Source organism: Colwellia sp. E150_009 (assembly GCF_053543955.1).
On the sequence record NZ_JBHFOM010000017.1, the window covers coordinates 1 to 26,059 of the forward strand.

Below are 26,059 nucleotides of genomic sequence, written 5' to 3' on the forward strand. Positions count from 1 at the left end.
TATGCAACATGAGAGTTACCTTTTTTTGTTTAAATTAAAGATTCGACACCTTTAATAAAAACGGGTAACTCTCAACTTTTCAAGTCGATGTGTCAGATTAAGTCGGAACTAATACATATTATCGTATCAATTGGTGGTTAGCTTTGAAGGTAGAAAGTGCAATGGAACTATTTTTCCAGAATCGACTCACAAAAAGCATAGGCTATCATTTGAAGACTTTTTAGCCCGAGTCATTCAAACAGCCCTACAAGACAAAGTTCTCACCAAGTGGCCTTAACACATAATTATAGTTGCTCATTATTTAAAGGCAGACTTATTTACTTTCAGCAACGCATTCAAAAATATTAAAACTTTGGTTAATTCTGTACATAAAACAGTAGCGAGTTTACGTGACGGCTACGGTGTTAATTTAGGTAAAAAATTCAAAAAACATGTTGATGATATGCCTTTTAGACTTAATGATGGCAGTAACAACACTTACTCAATGCTGATCACCTTTTGTGCTTCGATGTTGTTTGCACCAGCTGGATATCAACTAACGGATGCGAGAAGCGTTCAAGGCAGCATTGATACTGTCAACTTAGTTAACCTCAGCTCGGGATAAAAATTGAACTAATTGCCTGTTCCACGATCCGATCTTTCGACCAAGAAAAAACAGTTAATTGCTGATGGTAATATCAAGCGAAAACGATCATGTCGTATGACTATGAGCGAAATAATGACTGTCCTTATCGCTTTTCATACATCAAATCATCGCGACTTTAAAAATTATTATAAAGGTTATATTGCTAAATTTTATCGTTCACATTTTCCGAACTTATTGAGTTACACTCGATTTTTAGAAGTGATGCCTAAAGCTATTGTTCCGCTTTCTAGCTACTTTTCAATACTTAAAGGTGAATCTACAGGTATTGAGTTCATTGACTCTACAAGTATAAAAGTATGTCATAACTTGAGAATACCTAGACACAAAACATTTGACAGTATAGCCGAACGCGGCAAAGGAACAATGGATTGGTTTTATGGATTCAAACTGCACTTAGTCACTAACTTTAAAGGTGAAATAGTTGATGCTAAATTAACTAACCTGAACTCGGCTTAACAAATGCTTCTCTAGCAGCTATTTTTCCTTACTTGTGCGTTAAATTTACTTGCAATAGGCCAGCTATTGACGCGAAATTTTCCTTGAATTAAGAAAAACTATCAAGCTAGAGATATATCAAAATAATTTTTACTGGTATTTCAATTTGTTAACTATCTCTTAAACCGAGTTCAGGTTAACTACTGGCAATGTGCACGACACAAAACCTGTATTAGAATTAGCAAAAAATCTCAAAGGAAAATTGTACGCTGATAAAGGCTACATTAGTAAAAAGTTAACAGCCAACTTAAAAGCAAAAGGTGTCGATTTGATAACAACGGTTCGCAGTAATATGAAAGCCAAAGCTATGTCATTATGGGATAGAGCAATGCTATCTAGGCGGTTTATTATCGAAACGATAAATGATCAATTAAAGAATATATCTCAAATAGAGCATTCTCGTCATCGCAGTCCTAATGGTTTTATGTTGAACTTACTTGCAGGGCTAGTGGCTCATTGCCTTAAAGAAAAAAAGCCAACCCTTAATATCAATGACGTTGAAATGAATGTAATGGTTAGTGCTTAACCCGATCTGAGGTTATTTATGATTTTTCTTGGTTTTTATTTACTTTTTGTCCGCACAGGATACGCACAGGAATAGTTTATGGTTTTGATGTTCCATCTAAAAATTAGCAAACAGAAAAGTTGTATTAAATAAAGGATAAAACAACTAAATACCGCATGGTTACTGAACTGATGGAGTGCTTAATAATTTTTCGAGGGAGTATTAAAGATGGGGTGGCTAAAGGGACTTGAACCCTCGACAACCGGAATCACAATCCGGGGCTCTACCAACTGAGCTATAGCCATCACTGAACAACTTCAAATGCCTTGCCTTAATTTAACAATGATAGGAAAAGCGCGAGGAATATATTGCATTTATGCAGTGATTGACAAGAAAAATATTAGCTTTTGGTTTAAGTAACGTAAATACTATATATTAGTCCTTAAAGATACTTACTATTCAGTAGTATAGTGAAGATATACCACAACACCTGAATGTATTTTCTTTCATCAATCATATTGACTCTAAGTAGGTTATGTTATGTCTTTAGATAAGATTTCAGCTCAAATAAAAAATCACGGTGATAAAATCCCTCCTGTTGAATTATGGGATCCTGAATATTGTGGTGAGATAGATCTTCAAATAAAAGCAAATGGAGATTGGTTTTATGCTGGAACTATTTTCAAACGCCCTGCTCTTGTTAAACTTTTATCTTCTGTGCTCAAGAAAGAGCAAGGGGATTATTATTTGGTAACCCCTGTTGAAAAAATAAAAATTACCGTTGAAGATGCCCCATTTGTTTTAACTCAATGGCATTGGCAAGATGAAAACAAAACAATCATGGTAGTTAGTAATAATGTTGGTAACGAGTTTATCTTAAATGCCCAGCACCCAGTCACACAAAATGATAGGGGTGAGCTTTATGTCAATGTTCGTCGTGATCTACTAGCAAAGGTTCATCGGAATGTGTATTACCAATGGGTAGATTTGGCTAAAGAGGTTAAAACGAGCAAAGGCACTGAATTAGTGTTTACCAGTGATAATTATAACGTTAGTTTAGGTGTTCTTTAACGTGACAGTAGCTCGCCCTTCTTAGTTATTGCTACTGCCATTTATAAATTAATATTGGTTAAATCACACGTGAAAAACGTTGTTGATTTATGTGTTTTTTCATATAAGCATCAAAACTCATGCAAATAATACGTATGAGTAAGCGTGCTTTCTGGTCAATTTTAATAAACGTAGGTGAGTTTTCAACTAAACCATCTTCAATAAAAGTATCTAACAAAGGTAAGTCTTGGGCAAAATACTCATTAAAACAGATGTTATATTTCTTACTAATTTTTTCTTTATCTAAATAAAGATTACACATAAGTTCGCGAATCACTTCGCCACGTAACAGATCATCATCACTTAAACTAACACCACGCTCAAGTGCGTGTTGCTGACTATCGATTGCTTTATAATAACTTTGTAAATCTTTAATATTTTGACCAAATGAACGCCCAATACTACTAATTGATGACACACCAAGCCCAAGTAAATCACAACCGCCTTTGGTGGTATAACCTTGGAAGTTACGGTGTAATGTGCCATTACCCTGCGCAATAGAAAGTTCATCATTCGGTTTAGCAAAATGATCCATACCAATGAAGTCGTAGCCATAATCACATAGCGTTTCAATTGATAATTTCATTAAAGCAAACTTAAGTTTTACGTCTGGCAACCATTCGTCACGCAATTTTCGTTGCGAAGCAAATCGGCTTGGTAAATGGGCATAACTAAACAACGAGATACGGTCTACATCCCATTCGTGCGCTTTATCTAACGTTTTCTTGAAGTTCTCAAGGGTTTGGTGCGGTAATCCATATATCAAATCAATATTAATAGACTGAAAACCAACCGATTTTGCATGACCAATAAAATCACCAATAAATTGTGTTGATTGCACCCGGTTTATTGCTTCTTGAACTTTTAAATCTAAGTCTTGAACCCCTAAACTTAACCGATTGAAGCCCAGAGAAAATAAATGTTCTGCAAGATCCATTTCAATTTCACGCGGGTCAATCTCAATACTCATTTCTAAGTCGTCTGAAAAATCAAATTTTTCTTTTAATAACGCCACTAACGTGCTTATTTGCTTATGGGTTAAAAAGCTTGGTGTACCACCACCCCAGTGTAATTGTTTAACTTTATATTCAGTAAACAGTGGTGCTTGTAAGGCAATTTCTTGCGCCAAATAGTCAAGGTAAATATCAGCTTTGTCACGGTGACGCGTAATAACTTTATTACAACCGCAGTAATAACAAAGGGTATGGCAAAAAGGAATATGAACATACAAAGACAATTCACGATTAGGTGAAGATTCTACAGCATGAATAAAATCATCATGTTTAAAATCATCATGAAATTCTAATGCAGTAGGATATGAGGTATACCTCGGACCGCTTGTATTGTATTTGCTAAGTAATTGAGGATCGAAAAATTGACTTACTTTCATGATATTACCAGTAACTTATCAGAGCTTGAGATGTTAATAACACTAATTATACATTAGTTGGCTTTGTATGTATTGATCAAACACAACCTATTTCTTTCAGGCGCAGGCAATGTTTGTAAGAGGGTATGTCAAGTTGAGTTATAGGGAAAGTAAAACCACTTCAAATATCGATAATGAAACAAAGTGAAGTGGTTTACAAAATTCATCTTCAATTAGCGGTTAATCCGCACATTTAATGCACTTTTCGGCTGCAGGCTGTACAGCTAAACGTTGTGTGCTAATCGTGTCACCACAGCCTTGGCAAATACCATAACTTCCATTTTCGATACGATTAATCACGTTTGATAAATGTTGGATTTCAATTTTAGCTTCAGACTCAAGCGCATTGAGCACTTCATCATTTTCGCGCTCGCCGGCCTGCTCAGACCAATCTGCATCTCTTCCGCCAGCAAAGTCACGATGGATAGCGCTAATACGATCTTGTAGTTCAACAATACGCCTAGTAAATTGTGCTTTTAATTGTTCTGTCATAATGATTACCTCGAAAATGCATAACAACTCAATGTCGTTATAACTTATATTTTCAGTATACTCATTCTTTCAGTAACGTATTGTTGAAGTAGATCAAGATCTGCCACTATTTCACTATGTAATTGTGCTTCAATGGACATACGTTGATAATCTTCTTTCATTCGCTGTTTTTTTTCTAGCTGTTTGCGCTCGTCTAGAATTGAAAGATGTTTTATCTCATTATATAACTTAAATATGGCAGGAAATTGTTGAGCCAATTCAGGGCTTAGTTTTAATGAATCGAGTAGTACCGATAATCGCCAACACCCCTCACTAAAGTCACATTGCTCTTCTTTCATCGCACGAACAATTATTTTTACACTGGCAAGCACTTTATGATCATGCCTTGCCAAAGCTTGTTGATGTGCTAATTGGGCTTGCTGTTGGGCTAATTTTTGTGCACTCACTTGTTTTAATAATTTGCCCGCATAAAAAGCTAAACTAACGACAATAATAACGGCTAAAACTAGGGCAATCAGCCAATAATCATTCATATTAACTGCCCTTAATCGAGTTCTTTGTCATTACCATATAAAGAATCAGATAAAGAAGAGTTATCTAGTTTATCCCACAAATCATCTTCTGATTTCACCTTAGAGCTAACAGTTGGCTCTTCTTCATTGTCTAACTGTGCACTTATCTCCTGATGACACTCCATTAACTCATTGAAGTAATTAACTTCTTCTTTAGTTAATTCAAGTTCGTCTTCTTGTTTTGCCAAAATAACTTGTAATCTGTCATCCGCTTCAATGTTTTCGAGTTCTTGAGCCAAACTAAGTTCTTCATCACCTTTATGTACTGTGCGAATAGCAGCAATAGGATCTTTAGACGATTTTTTAGTTTTATTAGCTATAGTTTTTTGAGCAACTTTAACCGCGCCACCTAAATCAATAGGTTTTTTGCTACCAATACGGGGATCTTTTTTTTGATTCGTATTTTGGTCTGTGTGGTTATCTAATTGGGCTTCTTGCTGGCGATTGCCTGGCTTTTTACCCGTTTTTTTGCGCACTCTTTTTTCAACGCTTGCTAACTCAACCTTGCTTAGCTTAGGTTTAGCTGTTGGAGCACCACCAGGTTTTCTAGATTTTTTTGTACGAGACATGGACTTATTACTTTTCTAACGGTTAATTACGCTATTTTACGCCATTAACGGTTAAAAAGTAATTGCTAGTTTTGAGTAACGCGTGATTAGTTATCCATAACGCTGAAATATTTTTTAGTTACTTATTACTAAAAACTAATAGGTTAACTTTTTTCATGCAACCAAGCAGCATGCCGTGGCGCTCGTTTAGTTTTCGACCACTCTTCAACCATTTGATAACCCACATTGTTTAACTGTTGATATTGTTCTGGAGTTCCTGTGTTGGCAGCCAATTCTAAACGATGTCCGTTTGGATCAAAAAAATAAATAGACTTAAACACTCCATGATTAACAGGACCTAAAACATCAACACCTTTTTGTTCTAATGATGTTTTCGCTAATACGAGTGCTTCAACGCTTTCCACTCGTAGTGCTAAATGTTGTACCCAAGCAGGGGTATTTTCATCTCTCCCCATTTCAGGCGAATTAGGAATTTCAAAAAAGGCGAGCACATTTTCATTACCAGCATCCAAAAAAATATGCATGTAAGGATCAGGCGCCTTTGTTGATGGTACTTCGTTTTCGGCAATAGCTAACACTAAGTCCATGTTTAACTTATCTTTGTACCAATCTGTTGTTTCTTTAGCGTCTTTACAACGATAGGCCACGTGGTGTATTTTTTCAATTTTAATCATATGAGGACTTTTTAGGGGTGTTCTAAAATATATCCTAATTTTAAGCACACCTATTCTCAGTTCACTAGTAGTTGGCTTTAATTAACCACTTAGCAAATGTCAGCAAATCACTACGCCTATTTGTATAGATACTTGTACAAGAGGATTTTTTATTCTGTTAAGCAAGTATTACCGTTTTATCACCATTTAAACAAACTCGTTGTTCTGCATGAATTCGTACGGCATGGCTCAAGGCTGTTGCCTCTAAATCGTGCCCCATATGTACCATTTGTTCAATGGTAAAAGTATGGTTAATTGGTTTCACTTCCTGTGCAATAATAGGGCCTTCATCTAAATTAGCTGTAACATAATGAGCCGTCGCACCAATAACTTTTACGCCACGAGCATGCGCTTGATGGTAAGGACGAGCTCCTTTAAAACTAGGTAAAAATGAATGATGAATATTAATAGCGCGACCTGCTAATTTTTGGCATAAATCATCAGACAATATTTGCATATAACGTGCAAGCACTAATAAGTCAGCACCGCATGTTTTCATCAAATTGAGTATTTGTGCTTCCTGCTCTGTCTTAGTGTCTTTACTAAGAGGTAAATAATGAAAAGGAACACCATGCCAATCCGCTAATGACTGACAATCTTTATGATTAGACAATACCGCTACAATATTAATTGGCAATACACCTGATTTCCATTTTGTTAATAATGACACTAAACAATGATCATCTTTTGAAACAGCAATCACTACATTGGGCACATCAACTTTATTACGAAGCTTATACTCCATGTTTAATGGTTTGGCTAACTTATCTATGGCGTCAATAAATTCATTCGCAGACACGGTTAAATTGCGATCATCAAAGGCAATACGTGAGAAAAAAGTTTCTGTGTAAGGATCACTATATTGCGATGTTTCAGTAATAAACGCGCCATGCTCAAATAAGCTTTGTGAAACTTTAGCCAAAACGCCAGTGTTGTCAGGGCATTGCCAAGTAAGAATATAGTGGTTAGGTGTAGTCATGATATTTTGTTAATGATGAAAAAGAAGCGGTATCATTGGTTATTTTGGCAAATTTTTCCAGTATTTTAATAGCATTTTTGGCTATATCTTTATATTTTCCGTTTAATTATTCGATAAACGATGCTTGTTTTGAATATAAAGCTGCTCAACCTTTTCTCTTGCCCAAGGGGTTTTACGTAAAAACTTTAAACTTGATTTAATACTAGGGTCTTTAGTAAAACAATTGATGTTGATCTGTTTTCCTAATGCTTCAAAACCAAAATAGGCTTCAAGTTCAGTAACTATCGTTTTTAAGGTCACACCATGTAATGGATTATAAGGTTGATTGTTCATGGAATGCGCTTACTCACTAAAAACAGACTTACTTAAAGGAGTTTTATTATATCAAAACTATTCAAAACCGCACAAAAAAAAGCGCATTATCTTCAAACGATTAAGAAGACAATGCACTTATGGTGTATGTAAATAGGATACTAGTTAATGATTATGCGAAATAATTCGCTAAATCGTCAGCACCACCAATATGTTTTCCATCAATAAAAATCTGTGGCACAGTGTCAGCATTGGTAATTGCTCTCATTGCTGAAATACTGATTTCATCACCTAAAGTTAGCTCTTCATAGGCTAAACCCTGTTTGGTAAGTATATCTTTTGCTCTCGCACAATGTGGGCAGCCTGGTTTTGTAAATAAGCTGACTTTTACTGTTTGAACCGCTTCAGGATTAATATAGGCAAGCATTGTATCAGCATCAGACACTTCAAACGGGTCGCCAGGTAAATCAGGTTCAATAAACATTTTTTCAATAACCCCATCTTTAACCAACATTGAATAGCGCCAGCTACGTTTACCAAAACCAATTTCATTTTTGGCTACTAACAATCCCATGCCTTCAGTAAACTCACCGTTACCATCAGGAATAAAACTGACATTTTCAGCACCTTGATCAGCAGCCCAAGCATTCATAACAAAGGTGTCATTCACTGAAATACAAATAATTTCATCAACACCGTTTTCAGCAAATTTACTCGCTAGCTCATTATATCGCGGTAAGTGCGTTGAAGAACACGTTGGTGTAAAAGCACCAGGTAATGAAAAAACAACCACTGTTTTTCCTGCAAAAATTTCTTGGGTATCACGTTTGGCCCAATCGTCATTAATACGCATAGGAAACGTTACTGAGGGAACTTTTTGACCTTCTTTATTTTCGAAATTTACATTTTGAGTAGACATAATATTTCCTTAATTTATCTATATAAATTGAGCTTGGATTTAATAATTCAAACTTGATTAAACCATTATCAAGTAAACATGCAACCAATTAAAGTGATTTAAACAGATACTATCAATCTAAAAAAACAATACACTGTATTACGACTACATTATCACAATATTGTAAGAAACTAATATAGCCAAAATATTTGCTTATCACTAACTCAACATGATAAGTTAACATACAACTTGTATATACAACTAAAATCAACCTAAAAGAGTTAATAATGAATTCTACATATTCTCTATCGCCAGGTAATATAAGTATGTTGATCAGTATGCCCCACAATGGTGAACAGATACCTAAAAATATTGCAGAGACCATGACTAACAAAGGCCTAAAGGTTGCTGACACCGATTGGTATATAAACCAATTATATGACTTTGCAAAAGCAATGGGTATTTATATTCTTGCGCCAAAATATAGCCGCTATGTTATTGACTTAAATAGAAACCCAAGTGGTGAAGCCTTATATGCTGGTGAAAATAATACAGAACTATGCCCAACAACAGCATTTGATTCTTCACCACTTTATCTCGACAATAAAGAGCCAACGGCCAAAGAAATAACTTACAGAATTAAGCACTATTGGCATCCTTATCATAATGCTTTGAAAAATACGCTAGCTGAATTAAAGCAAAAACACGGCAAAGTTGTTTTACTTGACGCACACTCAATATTGTCACATGTACCGCGTTTTTTTAACGGTAAATTACCCGATTTCAATTTTGGTAGTGCCGATGGTACTAGCTGTGATAATGCACTACTAAAGTCTATTCAGCGTATCAATTTTAATCCATATAACTGCGTTTATAACGAACGGTTCAAAGGTGGCTATATCACTAGAGCCTACGGCGATCCAAAAAATAACATTCATGCTATTCAACTTGAACTATCGCAAGATACCTATATGGATGAAACCAATGGCCACTATAATGAAATTAAAGCTGCGCAAGTAAAAAAACACCTAAGAAACGTGGTGGAATGTTTAGTAAACTTTAGTCAACAGTAATTTTACCTTGGGCTTTAGTTCAGCGAATGCGTGACAAAAGAGCCATCATAATACCTTTTGCTTTCAATAAATAAACACATAGCTTATTAAGTAATAAATGAGAAATAACATGAACATGTACTACGCCGAAAATATTTTATTGAACGATGGTTGGGCAACAGATAAAACCATTACTATTGAACATGGCATTATTACTGACATTAGTTCAGGTAAAAAATCAGATGCTAGCATTTTCGAAGGTACCGTCATTCCAGGCATGATTAACTGTCACTCTCATGCTTTTCAGCGCGCATTTGCAGGTTTTAGCGAGCATAGCAGTCAAGCAAAGGATAGTTTTTGGACATGGCGTGAAATAATGTACAAATTTCTAGCGCAAATAACACAAAATGATGCACAAACTATTGCACAACAAGCCTACATAGAAATGTTGAAGGCTGGTTATACTCGTGTTGCTGAGTTTCACTATTTACATCATGACATTAATGGAAAACCATACTCACAAACCAGTGTAGAAAATACCGCTAAGGATAAATCAGAAAATAAACTAGCAACCATGGCGCAAGCTATTTTTAACGCTGCTGCGACTTCGGGCATCGGTTTAACGATGCTGCCCGTTTTATACCAATATTCTGGCTTTGGTCAACAAGCACCACACAAGGGACAAAAGCGCTTTATCAACTCAGTTGAACAATTTAATCAATTAGTCAGTGAATGTTTTACATTTACCAAGCAATATCCGAACACAAACCTTGGAATAGCGCCTCATTCATTACGCGCTGTTGATAAAGAGTCAATTATTAATGCGGTTAATCATGTGCGTTCACTCGATGATAAAGCGCCCATTCATATTCATATCGCTGAACAACAACAAGAAGTTAATGATTGCTTAGCACATTACGCTAAGCGTCCAGTCGAATGGTTATTAGATAATATCAACTTAGACCAACACTGGTGCTTAATTCATGCTACACATATTAATAAACAAGAACAACAAGGCATAGTTGCCAGTAAAGCAATTGCAGGTATTTGCCCAACAACCGAGGCTAATTTAGGCGATGGTATTTTTCCTACTACAGACTTTTTAGCCTTAAACGGCACTTTTGCCATTGGTTCTGACAGCCATATATCTATCAACCCAATAGAAGAGTTACGCTGGCTAGAATATATGCAACGCTTAATAAAACAACAAAGAGTATTACTTGGCTCCCCTAAAATAGCCTCAGTTGGCAAAAACCTATGGCATAAAGCAGCGCTAGGTGGTGCGCAAAGCACTAACTCAAATACGGGGTCTATTTCAGTCGGAAAACAGGCAGATTTATTGATACTAAATCAAAAACAAACCTCCTTATTTGCTAATAACAATAAGCATCTACTTGATAGTTTTATCTTTGCTAGCCAACAAAATATGGTAAAAGATGTCATGGTTAATGGCCGATGGGTTATTCAAAATGGTGCGCACGCTAACGAGCAAAGCAGCGCGGATAACTTTGCAAATTTATTAACAAAGTTGTCCGCTTAGCTATTGTAAAATATTAAAGCATACTTTCATAATGGCTGATAGTAGTGCAAACTTTACTTTGATTATTAGGGTGGAAAATTGTGCTGCGCTTTTTATTTCGACAAAAATCTTGGTAAAAGCTATTTACATTGGCTCTTGATGAAGTCATTTCTTTTAATGACTCAACTTCTTCATTAGAAAAATGTTTCAATTCAGGCTTCAAATCAATTAAGATTTTATCTGGTTTTAAGCGCACGCTCGTATCGCTAAATTCGGAAAAATTATCTTGCAAAGATTCTTTAGTTTTATTATAGAAACTAGTTACCTCAGGTTGAGGATAAAAATGCAAAAAAACCGCCGCTGCGACGATCAAGATCAATATATTTTTCATAACACTCCGTATATTAGTATGCTCTAATTTATGTTATCCTAAGAAGTGACAATAACATAATAATTATTTTTAGACTAATTACCATCTTCTAAGGATTTATCGTGAGTACAGACGAAAAACCATCATCAAATTCGGCTCAAATACCTGTAAAAAATGTAAAAATTCATCCTGCCAAGAATACTAAAGCACGCTACAAACCTGGAGATGATATTTACGTTCGTAAAATCGGTGGCTTTTTTCAAAAGCTAAGGCGAAAAATGAACTTTATGTTCTTTGCTTTATTTGCCGTGTTACCCTGGCTACAATATAACGGTCATCAAGCAATTCTGTTTGATATAAGTGAACAACGATTTACTATATGGGGCCTAACCCTCTGGCCTCAAGATTTAACCTTATTGGCTTGGATTTTTATTTTTGGCGCTTTTTTACTCTTTTTTGTTACCACATTTTTAGGTCGGGTTTGGTGCGGTTATACATGCCCACAAACCGTATGGACCTTTATTTTTATGTGGTTTGAAGAAAAAATAGAAGGTAGCGCAAACCAGCGTAAAAAACTAGACCAACAAAAAATGCACCTGAGTAAATTTAAGAAGAAACTCCTAAAACACATCTGCTGGCTTTCATTTTCTTTATTTACCGCCATGACCTTTGCTGGTTACTTCTCCCCCATGAATGAATTATTCATTAATGTGCTCACATTAAACACGTCCATAACTATGGCGGTAATTTTAGCTTTTTTCACTTTTGCAACCTATGGCAATGCTGGTTGGATGCGTGAAATGGTGTGTTTGCATATGTGTCCCTATGCACGTTTTCAGTCAGCAATGTTTGACAAAGATACGCTAACTGTTTCTTATGATAAAAACAGAGGGGAAAGTCGTGGTGCTCGTGGAAGAAAACAAGATCCCAAAGCATTAGGACTAGGCGATTGTATTGATTGTAATCTATGTGTTGAAGTATGTCCTACAGGTATAGATATTCGTGATGGTTTACAATACGAATGTATAAACTGCGGTGCCTGTGTAGACGCCTGTTCTGATGTGATGACTCGAATGAAATATGATCAGGGATTAATTCGTTACACAACAGAACATGAACTCCAAGGGAAAAAAGTACACTTTATTCGTTCTAAATTAATTGGCTATGCCGTGGTGTTACTCATCATGAGTACCATGTTAATTTTAGAAATAGTCAACCGTGTGCCATTATCTCTTGAGATTATTAGAGATAGAACAGAGCTTGCTAAAGAAAACTTTAATGGCGAAATAGAGAATGTGTTTACATTAAAAATTCTTAACATGTCACAAACAGACAATACATATAAATTAAGTGTAAAAGGTATTGAGGATGCGCAATGGCACGGTAAACAAGAAATAATGGTGCAAGCAGCCACAGTATATACCTTGCCTATTAGTATTTCGGCTGATCCATACAACTTACAAAGTTATATGACAGATATTACCTTTACTGTTGAACAGATATCTCCCGAAAGTGATGTACGTATTGAACACGAAAGTCGATTTTTTAATAAACGTTAATCGCTTTTTTAAATAAATTATCAACTAAATAATGAGCATTAATGGCACAATTTGATTTTAAATCACTCTCTCCTGATACTATTATTGATGGATTAGAAAGTGCAGGTTTTACCGTAGACAGTGGTTTATTAGCGCTGAACAGTTATGAAAATCGTGTATATCAGTTTCATGACGAAAACTTAACAAAATATGTAACTAAGTTTTATCGACCTCAGCGCTGGCAATTGGCTCAGATTCAAGAGGAACATGATTTTTCTTTTGAACTTGATGAGCGTGAATTGCCAATTGTCGCGCCCTTAAAAAAAGATGGTGCAAGTTTATTTGAACATCAAGGGTATCATTTTGCTGTGTTTCCCTGCCGTGGTGGGCGGATATTTGAAGTAGATAATTTAGATCAACTTGAATGGATGGGGCGTTTTGTTGGCCGTATTCATGCTGTTGCCTCACAAAAACCCTTTGTGTATAGGCCGAGCTTTACCGTAGATGAAATGCTGTACCAAGCAAGTAATATTATTGAACAAAGTAACTTTGTTCCTAAAGTATTACTTAAACCTTTTTTCACTATTTTAGAGCAAGTGATTGATGTTGCTGCTCAGCAATATCAAGTAAAGCAGCAAATACGCCTGCACGGTGATTGTCATGCAGGCAATATTTTATGGCGTGATGAAGGGCCTCATTTTGTCGACTTAGACGATTGTCGTACTGGCCCAGCGATTCAAGACTTGTGGATGATGCTTTCAGGTGACCGACAACAACAATTGTTACAAATTGACACGCTATTAATGGGCTATGAGGAGTTCTTTTCATTTGAATCTTCACAACTTAGTTTGATAGAATCATTACGAACTATGCGTGTAGTGAATTATATGGCATGGTTATGTAAACGCTGGCAAGATCCTGCTTTTCCAAGAAATTTCCCTTGGTTTAATACAGAAAAATATTGGGAACAGCAAATCCTAATGCTTAAAGAACAAATGTCTGCACTACAGCAACCTCCTTTAAGCTTATTACCCAATTAATAGCGTAATAAAAATTAATACCAATTTGCCCATGCTTTCTATTGATGGTACAAAGGTTCAACATAAAATTAGGACAACAAACTATGAAAAAAATGCATCGCTTATTTATGGTGTTTTTAATGCCACTTTTAGCTTTTTCAATCACAGCATGTGCTGAAAAATATACAGAAGGAGAACACTATACTAAGGTTAGCGAAACAGCGTCAAAAAATGCTGAAGTCCGCGAATATTTTTCTTTTTATTGTCCGCATTGCTTACGTTTTGAGCCCTTTATGGAATCTGTTAAAAAGAACTTACCTGAAGGTGTAAAGTTTGAACGAAACCATGTAGATTTTCTACGCGCAGCTTCACCCGAAGTTCAAAGCATGTTGAGTAAAGCGGTTGTTGCTGCAGAACAATTAGGTATGGAGTCAAAACTGGTTGGCGCAATATTTAATTACCTTCAAATACAACGAGCAGTCATTACTTCAGAAAAAGATATTAGAAATATTTTTGTACTAAACGGTGCTGATGGCGAAAAATTTGATAAATTAATGAAGAGCTTTAGCGTTAATTCTCATGCTAAATCAATGAAAAAGCACCAAGACACTATGTCTAAAAGTGGTGCTTTAAAATCGGTACCCACGGTTATTGTTAATAATAAGTATCGTATTAATACACAAGCATTAGATAAAACTAATTTTGAACAAGATTATAAAGATCTAATCAATTACCTATTAACGCTGAAATAATTACATTTACCTTCTAAACAGAAATAATGCTGGGCAACAATTATCGTTGTTCAGCTCACTTATCAAATAAACGACTCAACAAGTTTTCTTTTGCCTTAGTAAATTCTTCGTGGGTTAAAAATCCTTGTTGTTTCAAGTCAACTAATTTCTCTAATGCATTCACTAACTCGGTATCTATAGTAGTATTTTGATTAGTGCCTTGTTGCTCATTGCCCATAACAACTTCATTGCTTGCTTCAACATCAACTACTTCTGGTGTTTCTACTACTGACTTTATTTCAGCAACCTGCTGGAATTCTTTTTGTAAAGGTGTATGTTGGCGATTCATAGCAGCTTGCTCATGCAATGGCATTTGTTCAGTCGCTTGTTTAGTCTTGTTTGTTGGATGGTTAGACAATACTATTGCTTTTTCCTTACGTTTTTTAGTCTCATTGGGATTAATCTTTGAAGCAATCAACCAACACCAATCTACTACATCATTAACAACAACAGAATACTTCTTCTTCGTTACACGATCGCTGCCTTTACGCATATATAAACAAATATCATATTTTTTATTATGCATATCAGTAAATGACAAAGAGACTTGTCGAATCTTACCATCAACCATTTTATCTACTTTTTCTTTCGCAAAAACACCCCGTAAATCTTGGTCTTTTTCATCATTAAAACCATGCCCAGCGTATTTATTAATAACACAGATAGGAGTTTCATTTAACTTCACCTGACATGTTGTAATATCAATAATATCAATAATTGTGTCTGGGCTACTTTTGTGACGATGATATAAACCAATTTGATGTTGTGACTCGCTTAATTCTAATTGAGCAAATTGCGTTCGAACAATAGCTTTCGCCGAAATTTTATTACGTTTAATAAAAAATAAAATACCCGCTACTGTCATGATAATAATCAATAGAATATAAATATAATTTTTCGACTCTTCCTGAGTTTCCGCAAGCTTAATACTGGCCTTTACAGGTATTTTTAAAGTTGTTGTATTTTCATGAGGTAGTTGAAATATTTTTCCTGTGGTTTTATCTAAAACCAACACCTCGCCATTCATATCATAACCAAAAACAACATCACTCTTACTGAGTAGTTGTTGATAACTAAAGTGCCATTCTTCCTTAGGCATATTTTCAATAAGCGTAATAGAACTGGCCTTAGGCATTAAATTTAAAGATTGAACTAACCAAGTTTCGCTTGTTTGCGTCAATATAAGCAATTTATTTCGTAAATGAATCAAGTCACGTCCGCGATATAACAAAGTATCTTTGATCGAATTTTCATCTTGATAAATAACACTTTTTGGTAAGGTTTTACGCCAATCATCTTTAACATTAACTAATGATAACAAATATTTACCACTATATTTATGCAATAACAAAAGCTTTTCAGTAGTTTTATTAGACCAAAAGAATTTCTGAATATTTTGCGCACCAAGGGAATATATCTCATCTCTAATTTCAAGAGTCTTTAAAAAAGGATTACTGCTAGGTACAGTAAAACTACGTAAACCAAACTTAGCTGGATTTATACGTAAAATAACGCCTGAATAAAGTGGCTCTTGTCTATTCTCAGAACCATTCAACGCAATATAGAGCAATCCAAAACCATCATTCCATGACTTTCTAGAGGGATTAAAAGACATTTGTTGAATTGCCATCGTGACATCAGGCACAGCTATACGTAACACTTCTCGTTTGGTATTTATATCAACCGTTTGATGGTTGATTGTGCTAAATTGCCACTCAGTAATGACAGTGTCAAACTTAAGTACTAATTCTGTATTGTCTTGAATACGTTTAGTTTTACTTCGCTTATCTAATAATTCAAGATGAGCTGTGTAAAAAGTGCCATAACCAGGTTGCTCTCGAAACGCAAAATTTGGATGTAGTGCTATGGCTGTTAATTTAATAGGCAGTTTACCTTTCTGCTGATTAACACTCATATCCAAGACTTGCTCAGTGCTTTTCATACCATCAACAATAAACATTTGCCCTGTCGTTTTAATGGTAAAGAATTGCTGACTATTTCGCGGATTAACGACTAGCTGCTGCCATTGGGTAAAATCAGCTTGAGGACTATTTATTTGCACCAGTTCATCAATTTGATGATTATTAGCTTTTACAGCGGCAGCTAAAAAGAATAAGCTCACAAAACTAACAAATAGTGTAATAGTTCGTATTATAAATTGAGTTAAATTAAAGACATTCCGCTTGTTATTCATAATTTTCAATACGTACAGAGAATTAATGTTTTCATAAAAGAATAGCAAGAGAATAGTTACATGCATAGATATATGTTAAATGAAGCTTAAAACACGACAATTAAAAAATACATATTTCATTAATACGGGGGAAGTAAAAAGGTTCTGTTTAACAAACTGTGCTAATTTATAGTAGTATTTGCACCGTTTTTGCCTCAATAAACTGTGCTTTATCTGCTGTGGATAAATAACTCAATTTCCCTTCAATCATTACATTATCGCCCACCTGTGCTTTCTCAACCAAATACAATGCTTGTTTACCCCAAACATGCAATTCACGTTCTATACTATGATTTTGCCAACACTGCTTATCAACCGAATAGTCTTGGTGATTAATTGTAACAGTCATTTGTGCCAGTGTTTTATTATTTGGTGTTGTAACAACTTGGGCTAATGATGTAAGTTGCCCACTACATATAATTTGATTTATTGATTGTGTATAACTTTTACTAAACTTTTTAATAAAAGTAGCATGAACAATTGATAAATGATTTTTTACTTTGATATTACTTAAATAGCCTTGTACTAAAATAACGTCGCCTTTATCAGCAGTCAACAATGCTTGCTCAACCAAATCACCCTCTACTTTAATATGATGGTAACTTGTCCATTCTTTATAAGTATTACTTTTTTTATCTAACCACTTTGAACTCGTTGCGACGGTAATTTCAGTGATAGCTGAAACAGGGTTCGCGCGATAACGAATATCAGGTTTAGCGACTAAATTGCCTAATAATGTAACTGAGCATAAATGTTGATTTTGCACAGGTGTATTTATTTTATGCATACTAAAATAGCCCTCATGGCCGTTCTATATAAAACGAGTGATTGTAAAATAAGTTTACATTTTGTGCGTTATAGCACAGCACAGTCAAATTAATTAAAAACTTCTATAAATCATAAAAATGATAACAAATTCACTCATGAAGTAAACGGTTAAATATATTCAGATTAAGCAAAAACGATACAATACAAAACGTTCTTAACTATGTTATTACAGGTTGAATCAACTTGTTTTTTTTCATGGTTTTATAGGCATCAAGACTATATAACAACAAAGCTAACCAAATGAAAATAAACGTTACAAATTCAGCAGCCTGTATAGATTCCTTATAATATAGTGTTGCCAATAAAAACATAATACTTGGCCCTATATACTGGAAAAAACCTAAACTTGATAGCGCTAAACGTTTAGCCGCGGCGGTAAAACATAATAATGGAGCCGTTGTAACTATACCTGCCATCACCAGTGTAATGTTAAGAGTTTGACTATTTAAAGTTAAATTAGCTGTAGGACTCTCAAGAAAATATAGCCAATAGATCAGTGCAACAGGCAGCATTATTAGAGACTCGGTTAGCAAACCAACAAAAGAATCTATCTGCATTTTTTTTCTTAAAACACCATAAACTGCAAAAGAACTTGCTAATGCCAATGAAACAATAGGTAGGGATCCCACGGTAAAAAGCTGTATAAAAACGCCCAAAGCGGCCAACATTACCGCTATTTTTTGGTTTCTACGTAAACGTTCACTAAAAATCAACATGCCAAGTGCAACATTGAATAAGGGATTAATAAAATAACCTAAACTTGCATCAAGCAAATGATTATTATTAATCGCCCAAATAAATATTAACCAATTTGCCGCTAGTACTGCAGCCGACAAAGTTAACTTTAAAACAATCTTAGGCTGTTGGCATAATTGAACGAACACAGGCCACTTTTTAGTCAGCAAAACTAACAACAGCAAAAATATGCTAGACCAAATAATTCGATGCATTAAAATTTCGCCAGAACCAATATCAATTAATAATTTAAAATAAAGCGGGGCAATGCCCCACATTACATAGGCACCTAATGCATTAAAAATACCGCTGTGTGCGGATAATTGTTGTTTTGGGAATAACATAAATGTGTTTTGGGTTATATGAACTGTTCAGAGCAGCATAGTAACACAACATAAAACAATTGAAGGCGAGAACTGAGCTCACAATTCATTTGCAGAGATTAACTTTTAATAGAGAATGTAAAGTTAACCTACCATATAAGTCCCCGTTCCAAAGGCAATGTGCTCACCAAGCTCATTGTGCATTTCCATGCGTGCCACAGCAACCTTACTACCACTACGAATAATATGCGCGGTCACTATAAACTCTTCACCTCGCCCAGGTCTTAAAAAATCTGTTCGTAGATCTATCGTGCCAATTTTTCGTAAACTTTGTTCGATTGTTGAAGAGGAAATTTCGGGCAATTGTTCTATGATATTGGCAGCAGCTACCGCACCTCCTGCTAAATCTAAAGCAGAGGCAGTTACTCCCCCATGAAGAATTTTTTGTGTTGGATTGCCAATAAGTTTATCGTTCCAAACAAAACGTACTTCTGACGTTTGTGCGCTAAACCGTGTAATTTCAAGTCCGAGTAATTTATTAAACGGCATATTGCTATTCCAAAAGTCTGCAAGTTGTTGATAAATTTCTTCACGATTCATTTTAATTTGACCTGGTCGGACTAGTGTAAAAATAGAGTAGCATCATTTTTATAAAATTGGAAAATAATGATGTCACGATAACATCTCTCAGGTAAAATAAAGCTCACGAAAGCCAATAAAAGAATATCTGTTGAATATTGCCACACTATCTCCTGCTATACAGCCCGATAAACAAACAATATTGCTTACGACATTAAAGCATTACTTTGGTTATGATAGTTTTCGTTCAGGTCAAGCTGAGATAATCAACAACCTTATGCAAGGACGAGATTCTTTAGTACTTATGCCTACAGGTGGAGGAAAATCTCTATGTTATCAGCTACCTGCAATACTATTACCTGGTATAACTATTGTAGTATCGCCGTTAATCGCGTTAATGAAAGATCAAGTAGACAACCTCACACATCAGGGAATTCCTGCAGCTTTTATTAATTCTTCGTTAGAGCAACAAACGATCAATGATATTTTCTCAAAATTATCACAAGGGGCAATAAAATTACTCTACGTTGCTCCTGAACGCTTAACAAATCGATATTTTTTACAAGGATTGAATGACTTACCGCTAAGTTTGTTCGCCATAGATGAAGCGCACTGTATCTCTCAGTGGGGACATGACTTTCGCCCTGCCTACACACAGCTACATACGTTAAAAAGTTATTTTCCAAACGTACCAGTTATGGCCTTAACCGCCACAGCAGACGTAACAACACGTAAAGATATTCTCACGCAATTAGCGTTAAACAATCCTTATATTCACTTAGACAGTTTCGACAGATCAAATATCCGCTTTACCCTAGCACCTAAATATGACGGTGAAAAACAAGTGCTTGGTTATGTGCGAAAGCAAGGAGATGATTCAGGCATCATTTATTGTAATAGTCGCTGGCAAGTGGAGAAATTAGCAAAATACCTAGCCGCTTGTGGCATTAATTGCGCAGCCTACCATGCAGGGTTAGAAAGTGATATTCGCGCTCTGGTGCAAGAAGGATTTACCAAAGACAACATTCAAATAGTCGTTGCCACGGTTGCTTTTGGGCTAGGAATTAACAAGCCCAATGTTCGTTATGTTATTCATTTCGAGCCACCTCGTACTTTAGAGTCTTACTACCAAGAAGTGGGCCGAGCAGGTCGTGATGGCTTACCTGCAGAAGCTTTATTTTTAGTTGCTGATAAAGACATCAGTCGTATTAAAAAACGCATTAGTGAAGGTGACAATCCACAACGAGTAAATGTAGAAATGCATCGTTTTGCGGCCATGAGTGCCTTTATTGATGCACAAACTTGTCGTAGACAAGTGGTATTAAATTATTTTGCCGAATATACTCAACAAAGGTGTGGTAACTGCGATATTTGCTTAGATCCACCTAGTCAGTTTGATGCAACGGAGGCTGCTCAAAAAGTATTGTCTTGTGTTTTTCGTATAAAGCAACAAGGAGATATAAGTCACGTAGTTGATGTTTTACGCGGTGAAAATACAAATAAAGTGGCGAGTTTAGAACACGATAATGTATCAACTTTTGGTATTGGTAGCACAAAATCGCCTGGGTATTGGTTTGCAATTATTGGCCAACTTATTCATTTAGGCTACTTGCAACAAGATATTGAGCAACAATCCACCCTTTGTTTAACTGAAGCATCAAGGACCGTACTCAAGGCAACAGAACCGCTGATGTTAGCCAGCCCTCGTCTACAAAAAGCTAGCTACTGGCAGAACAAAAAACAATATAAATCATATGACCGTGCTTTATTTAGTAAATTACGCGAACTAAGAAAGCGAATTGCTGACAGTGAAGATATTGCCCCTTTTATAGTATTTAATGATGCAACCTTATCAGAATTAGCACAAATACAGCCCACAACCTCTTCACAAATGTTAGCCATTGCAGGTATTGGTGATGTAAAACTATCTCGCTATGGCAAAGCATTTATGGATGTAATAAAAGAACATAATCAATAATATATCTCATACTCTAAAACCAAAAAAGCGCCAAAATCAGCGCTTTTTATTTTCTTTATGTTACTTTTCAAATAACCGAACTATTATTCTTTTACTTTAAGCTTGCATAATAAGCAGCTAAATCAGCCATATCTGTTTCGCTTAAAGAGGCAACCATACCTTTCATGGTAGGATCATTACGCTTGCCTGATTTGAAATCTTGAAGCTGCTTAGTAAGATAAGCTTCCTTTTGACCAGCAAGGTTAGGGTAAGTAGGCACAGCTGATATACCAGCAACACCATGACATGCACTACACATCATTGATTTACCTTTACCAGCAGCCGCATCGCCAGCAAATACAGGTGATGCCATCATTACGGTTGCAGAAAGTGCAAGAGTAAGTTTTTTCATAATAATAGTCTCTCTTTATTGTATAAGTATAATTCCTGAACGGATTATAAGTAAATTAACCTATTCTGTCCCTCTTTTTTTAAACATACAGTGATTCAAATCATTATTAACTGTAATATTAACGACACGTAACGACACGTGAATTATTTTATTATGTACAAATAGGTAGTTTTATTCAAGTCACCCAATTAAAGTACTGATGGAGCGGTTAATGACACCCATAAAATCAATCAACCTTATTGATGAAAAAATATCTATTATTTTTGACACACATTGGTTTCAAGAAGATATTCGCGAACTCAGCCTGCAACTACTCAATAAAATACAAAGTTATGATATAAAAGAGATAACACAAGGAGCAGACAGAGAAAGCTGTCGTTTTATTTGGTTAAACGCAGAGTTTTCTTTACATTTTGATTATTATAGTCAATCTTGCTGGTTTAGTGCTCATGATGAAATAAGCACCTCAAAAATTCAGTCTTTATTCAAGCTTTTAACTGAAAAGTCATCATGATTATATTTGATAAAATTCTATTGAGTCGTTGTTTTTTAGGTGAAAATGTTCGCTACAATAGTGAAATAATTACGTTTAACTCCCCCTTAATAAAACTATGGCAACAGCAAAAACGAATTATCGCTATTTGCCCTGAAGTCGCAGGTGGTTTAGCTGTACCTAGAGAACCAGCTGAACAACAAGCCCATAATGATCAAGTCATAACAGTCTCTGGTAGCAATGTAAGTAAACAGTTTAATAAGGGGGCAAACCAAGCACTCGCATTATGCCAACAACATAATATTCGCTTTGCGGTTCTCAAAGAATCAAGCCCGTCATGTGGCAGCACACTAATTTATGATGGCTCATTTTCCAATAAAAAAATAGCAGGTCAAGGCGTTACAAGTAAACTACTCACAAAAGCGGGAATTAAAGTGTTTTCTGAAAACAATTTAAATGAATTGGCAGCCCTATTGGATAAGTAAGATAAAAGCGCCCTTTACCTATATAATATTTTTACGGCTTCGATTAATCAGCTGATTTAATGGCTCTTTATTTTGCATCTCACTAATACCGCATGAAATACTCACTTTTGGCAACCTAACCCCTGACTGCACACTAACAAAACGGAGTTTTCCAACTCCTTGTTTTATTTTTTTAGCTATTTCACTAGCAATACTACCATCAACATCAGGAAGCAAAATAACAAACTCATCACTAGCAAAGCGAACAGGTAAGCCACTACCATCAACATAGCTGGTTACTTTTTTGGCTATTTTTGATAAAATAACATCTCCAATTAACGCGCCAAAGCGTTCATTAAAAGAACTAAACTCATCAACACTGATCACAATAGTAGCAATCCCCCTATCAGCGTCATCATGAAGCCAAGCCTCTACATGTTTAGACATAGATTTTCGATTATGTAAGCCCGTAATAGGATCTAAATATATTTCTTTACGTGCTTCCTCAAGCTCTATAGATAAATTATGCGCCTGTGTTTTAGAATGCTCAATTTTTTCAACTAATTTTTGCTGTTGCTTCTTAAATGAAATTGACGCCTTATACAGCATAGCAATAGCCTGCTTCATTTCATTTGGATTATTCGACATTAATGCTGGAATATTATTATCGAGCTGCTCAATAAGATCTTGTGCGTTTGAACTTGATTGTTGACAATTGTTTTGAATTTCTGCGAATAACAATGAAAGGTCGGAAATGATTTCTGTTCTAAATTGGCTTTGTTTAAGTAAATAATCTTTATACAATTGCTCCATAAAGAAGCTATCTAAGGGCTTACCTGACAATAATAAGTGCTTAATATTAGCAGTTAATAGTGGTTTAGTATTTTTACAATACTCATAACTCACGGCATAATTTATAGGACTAACAGGTAAATTCCACTGATTCAGTTGGGTAACTGCCAGTTTCATGGTTTTATTTGCTTGCGTTATGGAGTCGTGATATTTCACCTTTTTGCCTCTATGGTATTATCACTCTAGTGCTCTTTGGCACCTACTAGTTAGATTCTCTAGTATTTGAATCTAAATATCTACTAATTCATTGTAAATTTTATTGAAAATACTGGTAAAATAGACGCGACTTATTTAAATGAAATAATTTTAATGAAATATTTTTTACCCTTTTTTTATCTGCTTTTATTATCAAGCTGTAGCCACACAAATCATTCCACTCCAAAAGAAGTTGTCACAACAGCTGATCATAAATTACAACAACTAATTAATGTATATCAAGTTTTTTATCAAAACAATAGTCCTTTTAACGATCCTAAAGAGGGTGGGAATAATGCTAAATTACCTGATTTGTCTCCAGAATTTCTGGCAGAACAAAATTCAAAGCGACAGAAAATTTATCGAGCTTTAACGAATATTAAAACTGAAAAACTAAGCGTTGATAATAAAATTAATCATGCAATATTAACCTATACACTAAAAAACCAATTAGATAATTATCAAAATAAAGAACACTACATGCCCTTAACTGCTGAAGCGGGCTTTCATGTTTGGATTGCTAAAATTAGCCAGCAAGTTAACTTAAAAAGCATACAAGATTATCGAGATTACTTATCAAAATTACGTGCCCTTCCCCATTACTTTGATCAACAAATGGCTTGGATGAATCTGGGGATAGAAGCTGGAATTACTCAACCCAAAGTAGTATTGAACGGTTTTGAACAATCCATCATTGCCTTTATTGATAAAGAAGTCACTGATAGTGATTACTATCGTCCTTTTAAAAAAATGTCAAACTATATCCCCAAAGAAACTCAAGCTGAAATAAAAGCAGACGCTAAAAAAATTATTACGGAACAAGTCATACCTGCTTATCAAAAGTATTATGATTTTATGGTGAATAGATATAAACCCAATGCAAGAAATAATATTGCTGCCACATCATTACCAAACGGTAACCGTTATTATCAAAACCGCGTTGAGCATTATACCACCATAGATATCACCGCTGCTGAAGTGCACCAAATAGGCCTAGAAGAAGTTAAACGTATCCGCGCTGAAATGAACGATATTATAAAATCAGTTCAGTTTGATGGTGACTTTGCCGCCTTCATTAATTTTTTACGCAATGATGAACAGTTTTACGCAAAAACGCCTATTGAATTACTTAAAGAAGCATCTTACATTGCCAAAAAAATGGACGCGAAGCTGCCCTCGCTCTTCAAAACACTACCGAGAACACCTTATGGGGTAATTGAAGTACCTGCTAGCATAGCCCCCAAATATACAACGGGTCGTTATTCGGGTCCTGCTCGTGATGACCAAGCAGGTAACTATTGGGTGAATACCTACCGATTAGATAGACGACCATTATATGTGCTTCCAGCATTAACTTTGCATGAAGCGGTGCCAGGACATCACCTGCAAGGGTCAATTGCTAAAGAAATGTTGAATGTTCCAAAATTTAGAAACCGTGTTTATATCTCTGCTTTTGGTGAGGGATGGGGCTTATATTCCGAATACCTTGGTATAGAAGCAGGCATATATGAAAATGCATACCAAAATTTTGGCCGCTTGACCTATGAAATGTGGCGCGCTTGTCGACTTGTTGTCGACACGGGCATACATGATCAAGGTTGGTCAAGAGAACAAGCAATAAATTACCTAGCTAACAACACCGCATTATCACTGCATAATGTGCAAACAGAAATTGATCGATATATTTCATGGCCAGGACAAGCATTATCATACAAAATTGGTGAATTAACCATTAAGCGCTTACGAAAGAAAACAGAAAAAGCCCTAGGCGAAGATTTTGATTTACGTGATTTTCATGATCAAATATTAAAAAATGGTTCTATGCCATTAAGCATGCTAGAAAAAATTATTAATCAATATATAGCTGAAAAGATGGAAAATAAAACCATAAAGAAATAAGAATTGGCAAGGAAGCCACGCAAAGAAAACCGAGGAAAAACAGTAGACTGTTTAAAATAGAAGAGCCCCCACTACATCTA

26 protein-coding genes and 2 pseudogenes are annotated in these 26,059 nt (G+C 35.4%); 13 read left to right on the top strand and 15 right to left on the bottom strand.

The window, feature by feature from the left end:
• Positions 1–352 precede the first annotated feature (352 nt).
• The 4 genes and pseudogenes from ACE1OF_RS09420 to ACE1OF_RS09435 all read left to right on the top strand — a co-directional run bounded on the left by ACE1OF_RS09420 (position 353) and on the right by ACE1OF_RS09435 (position 2,717).
• On the top strand, positions 353–604 hold the full coding sequence (locus ACE1OF_RS09420; protein WP_448894084.1) for a hypothetical protein: 252 nt from the start codon (positions 353–355) through the stop codon (positions 602–604).
• Between the two features lie 12 nt (positions 605–616).
• Positions 617–1,093: pseudogene (locus ACE1OF_RS09425) on the top strand (IS982 family transposase); the annotation flags it as partial.
• A gap of 181 nt (positions 1,094–1,274) precedes the next feature.
• Positions 1,275–1,667 (top strand): annotated as a pseudogene (locus ACE1OF_RS09430) (IS982 family transposase); the annotation flags it as partial.
• Between the two features lie 519 nt (positions 1,668–2,186).
• Positions 2,187–2,717 (top strand): DUF1285 domain-containing protein, encoded by a 531-nt coding sequence (locus ACE1OF_RS09435; RefSeq protein WP_448894085.1) that lies wholly within the window; start codon positions 2,187–2,189, stop codon positions 2,715–2,717.
• A 58-nt stretch (positions 2,718–2,775) separates the two neighbouring features.
• Here the strand turns inward: ACE1OF_RS09435 and hemN are convergent, their stop codons facing one another.
• The 8 genes from hemN to ACE1OF_RS09475 form a co-directional block, all read right to left on the bottom strand.
• Positions 2,776–4,146 (bottom strand): oxygen-independent coproporphyrinogen III oxidase, encoded by a 1,371-nt coding sequence (gene hemN / locus ACE1OF_RS09440; protein ID WP_448894086.1) that lies wholly within the window; start codon positions 4,144–4,146, stop codon positions 2,776–2,778.
• A gap of 219 nt (positions 4,147–4,365) precedes the next feature.
• A complete protein-coding gene (locus ACE1OF_RS09445) occupies positions 4,366–4,677 on the bottom strand; it encodes a TraR/DksA family transcriptional regulator (protein ID WP_448894087.1) in 312 nt (103 codons plus the stop codon).
• A gap of 44 nt (positions 4,678–4,721) precedes the next feature.
• Complete coding sequence (locus ACE1OF_RS09450) at positions 4,722–5,210, bottom strand: DUF2489 domain-containing protein (protein WP_448894088.1); 489 nt, start codon at positions 5,208–5,210, stop codon at positions 4,722–4,724.
• Between the two features lie 11 nt (positions 5,211–5,221).
• Positions 5,222–5,818, bottom strand: coding sequence for a Der GTPase-activating protein YihI (gene yihI / locus ACE1OF_RS09455; protein ID WP_448894089.1), 597 nt, complete (start codon positions 5,816–5,818; stop codon positions 5,222–5,224).
• 143 nt (positions 5,819–5,961) lie between these two features.
• The gene (locus ACE1OF_RS09460; RefSeq protein ID WP_448894090.1) at positions 5,962–6,492 is read right to left on the bottom strand and encodes a VOC family protein; all 531 of its coding nucleotides are present in this window, start codon (positions 6,490–6,492) and stop codon (positions 5,962–5,964) included.
• Between the two features lie 157 nt (positions 6,493–6,649).
• Positions 6,650–7,510 carry a formyltetrahydrofolate deformylase gene (gene purU, locus ACE1OF_RS09465; RefSeq protein ID WP_448894091.1) on the bottom strand — a complete coding sequence of 287 codons (861 nt, stop codon included), beginning with the start codon at positions 7,508–7,510 and terminating at the stop codon, positions 6,650–6,652.
• Positions 7,511–7,612: 102 nt separating this feature from the next.
• Positions 7,613–7,843, bottom strand: coding sequence for a VF530 family protein (locus ACE1OF_RS09470; protein ID WP_448894092.1), 231 nt, complete (start codon positions 7,841–7,843; stop codon positions 7,613–7,615).
• A 151-nt stretch (positions 7,844–7,994) separates the two neighbouring features.
• Positions 7,995–8,741, bottom strand: a complete 747-nt coding sequence (locus ACE1OF_RS09475) for a glutathione peroxidase (RefSeq protein WP_448894093.1) — start codon at positions 8,739–8,741, stop codon at positions 7,995–7,997.
• 266 nt (positions 8,742–9,007) lie between these two features.
• On the opposite strand from ACE1OF_RS09475, the gene hutG reads away from it, so the two are divergent.
• Complete coding sequence (gene hutG, locus ACE1OF_RS09480) at positions 9,008–9,793, top strand: N-formylglutamate deformylase (protein ID WP_448894094.1); 786 nt, start codon at positions 9,008–9,010, stop codon at positions 9,791–9,793.
• Positions 9,794–9,902: 109 nt separating this feature from the next.
• Positions 9,903–11,312: a formimidoylglutamate deiminase gene (locus tag ACE1OF_RS09485; RefSeq protein WP_448894095.1), complete on the top strand. Its 1,410-nt coding sequence runs from the start codon at positions 9,903–9,905 to the stop codon at positions 11,310–11,312.
• A 13-nt stretch (positions 11,313–11,325) separates the two neighbouring features.
• On the opposite strand, the gene ACE1OF_RS09490 is transcribed toward ACE1OF_RS09485, so the two are convergent.
• Positions 11,326–11,682 (bottom strand): hypothetical protein, encoded by a 357-nt coding sequence (locus ACE1OF_RS09490; RefSeq protein ID WP_448894096.1) that lies wholly within the window; start codon positions 11,680–11,682, stop codon positions 11,326–11,328.
• Between the two features lie 101 nt (positions 11,683–11,783).
• Between ACE1OF_RS09490 and ccoG the strand changes: the two genes are divergently transcribed.
• The 3 genes from ccoG (at position 11,784) to ACE1OF_RS09505 (ending at position 14,970) form a co-directional block, all read left to right on the top strand.
• Positions 11,784–13,220, top strand: a complete 1,437-nt coding sequence (gene ccoG / locus ACE1OF_RS09495; protein WP_448894097.1) for a cytochrome c oxidase accessory protein CcoG — start codon at positions 11,784–11,786, stop codon at positions 13,218–13,220.
• Between the two features lie 41 nt (positions 13,221–13,261).
• A complete protein-coding gene (locus tag ACE1OF_RS09500; protein WP_448894098.1) occupies positions 13,262–14,239 on the top strand; it encodes a serine/threonine protein kinase in 978 nt (325 codons plus the stop codon).
• Between the two features lie 83 nt (positions 14,240–14,322).
• Positions 14,323–14,970: a thiol:disulfide interchange protein DsbA/DsbL gene (locus tag ACE1OF_RS09505; RefSeq protein WP_448894099.1), complete on the top strand. Its 648-nt coding sequence runs from the start codon at positions 14,323–14,325 to the stop codon at positions 14,968–14,970.
• A gap of 55 nt (positions 14,971–15,025) precedes the next feature.
• Here ACE1OF_RS09505 and ACE1OF_RS09510 read toward each other — a convergent pair whose 3' ends face one another.
• From ACE1OF_RS09510 to ACE1OF_RS09525, 4 genes are all read right to left on the bottom strand, one after another.
• On the bottom strand, positions 15,026–17,131 hold the full coding sequence (locus ACE1OF_RS09510; protein WP_448894100.1) for a hypothetical protein: 2,106 nt from the start codon (positions 17,129–17,131) through the stop codon (positions 15,026–15,028).
• Between the two features lie 238 nt (positions 17,132–17,369).
• Entirely contained in the window at positions 17,370–18,029 is a 660-nt protein-coding gene (locus tag ACE1OF_RS09515) for a single-stranded DNA-binding protein (RefSeq protein ID WP_448894101.1), read from the bottom strand.
• A gap of 199 nt (positions 18,030–18,228) precedes the next feature.
• Entirely contained in the window at positions 18,229–19,149 is a 921-nt protein-coding gene (gene rarD / locus ACE1OF_RS09520) for an EamA family transporter RarD (protein ID WP_448894102.1), read from the bottom strand.
• Positions 19,150–19,272: 123 nt separating this feature from the next.
• Entirely contained in the window at positions 19,273–19,728 is a 456-nt protein-coding gene (locus tag ACE1OF_RS09525) for a thioesterase family protein (RefSeq protein ID WP_448894104.1), read from the bottom strand.
• Positions 19,729–19,864: 136 nt separating this feature from the next.
• On the opposite strand from ACE1OF_RS09525, the gene recQ reads away from it, so the two are divergent.
• Positions 19,865–21,685, top strand: a complete 1,821-nt coding sequence (gene recQ, locus ACE1OF_RS09530) for a DNA helicase RecQ (RefSeq protein ID WP_448894163.1) — start codon at positions 19,865–19,867, stop codon at positions 21,683–21,685.
• A 91-nt stretch (positions 21,686–21,776) separates the two neighbouring features.
• On the opposite strand, the gene ACE1OF_RS09535 is transcribed toward recQ, so the two are convergent.
• On the bottom strand, positions 21,777–22,076 hold the full coding sequence (locus ACE1OF_RS09535) for a c-type cytochrome (RefSeq protein ID WP_448894105.1): 300 nt from the start codon (positions 22,074–22,076) through the stop codon (positions 21,777–21,779).
• Between the two features lie 211 nt (positions 22,077–22,287).
• Between ACE1OF_RS09535 and ACE1OF_RS09540 the strand changes: the two genes are divergently transcribed.
• Together ACE1OF_RS09540 and ACE1OF_RS09545 are read left to right on the top strand one after the other, a co-directional pair.
• Positions 22,288–22,590, top strand: coding sequence for a DUF3630 family protein (locus ACE1OF_RS09540; RefSeq protein ID WP_448894106.1), 303 nt, complete (start codon positions 22,288–22,290; stop codon positions 22,588–22,590).
• On the top strand, positions 22,587–23,054 hold the full coding sequence (locus tag ACE1OF_RS09545) for a DUF523 domain-containing protein (protein WP_448894107.1): 468 nt from the start codon (positions 22,587–22,589) through the stop codon (positions 23,052–23,054). Before ACE1OF_RS09540 ends, ACE1OF_RS09545 begins: the two co-directional genes overlap by 4 nt.
• 18 nt (positions 23,055–23,072) lie before the next feature.
• On the opposite strand, the gene ACE1OF_RS09550 is transcribed toward ACE1OF_RS09545, so the two are convergent.
• Positions 23,073–24,041, bottom strand: coding sequence for a GGDEF domain-containing protein (locus ACE1OF_RS09550; protein WP_448894109.1), 969 nt, complete (start codon positions 24,039–24,041; stop codon positions 23,073–23,075).
• A gap of 153 nt (positions 24,042–24,194) precedes the next feature.
• On the opposite strand from ACE1OF_RS09550, the gene ACE1OF_RS09555 reads away from it, so the two are divergent.
• The gene (locus ACE1OF_RS09555; protein WP_448894110.1) at positions 24,195–25,979 is read left to right on the top strand and encodes a DUF885 domain-containing protein; all 1,785 of its coding nucleotides are present in this window, start codon (positions 24,195–24,197) and stop codon (positions 25,977–25,979) included.
• The last annotated feature ends 80 nt before the right edge of the window (positions 25,980–26,059 follow it).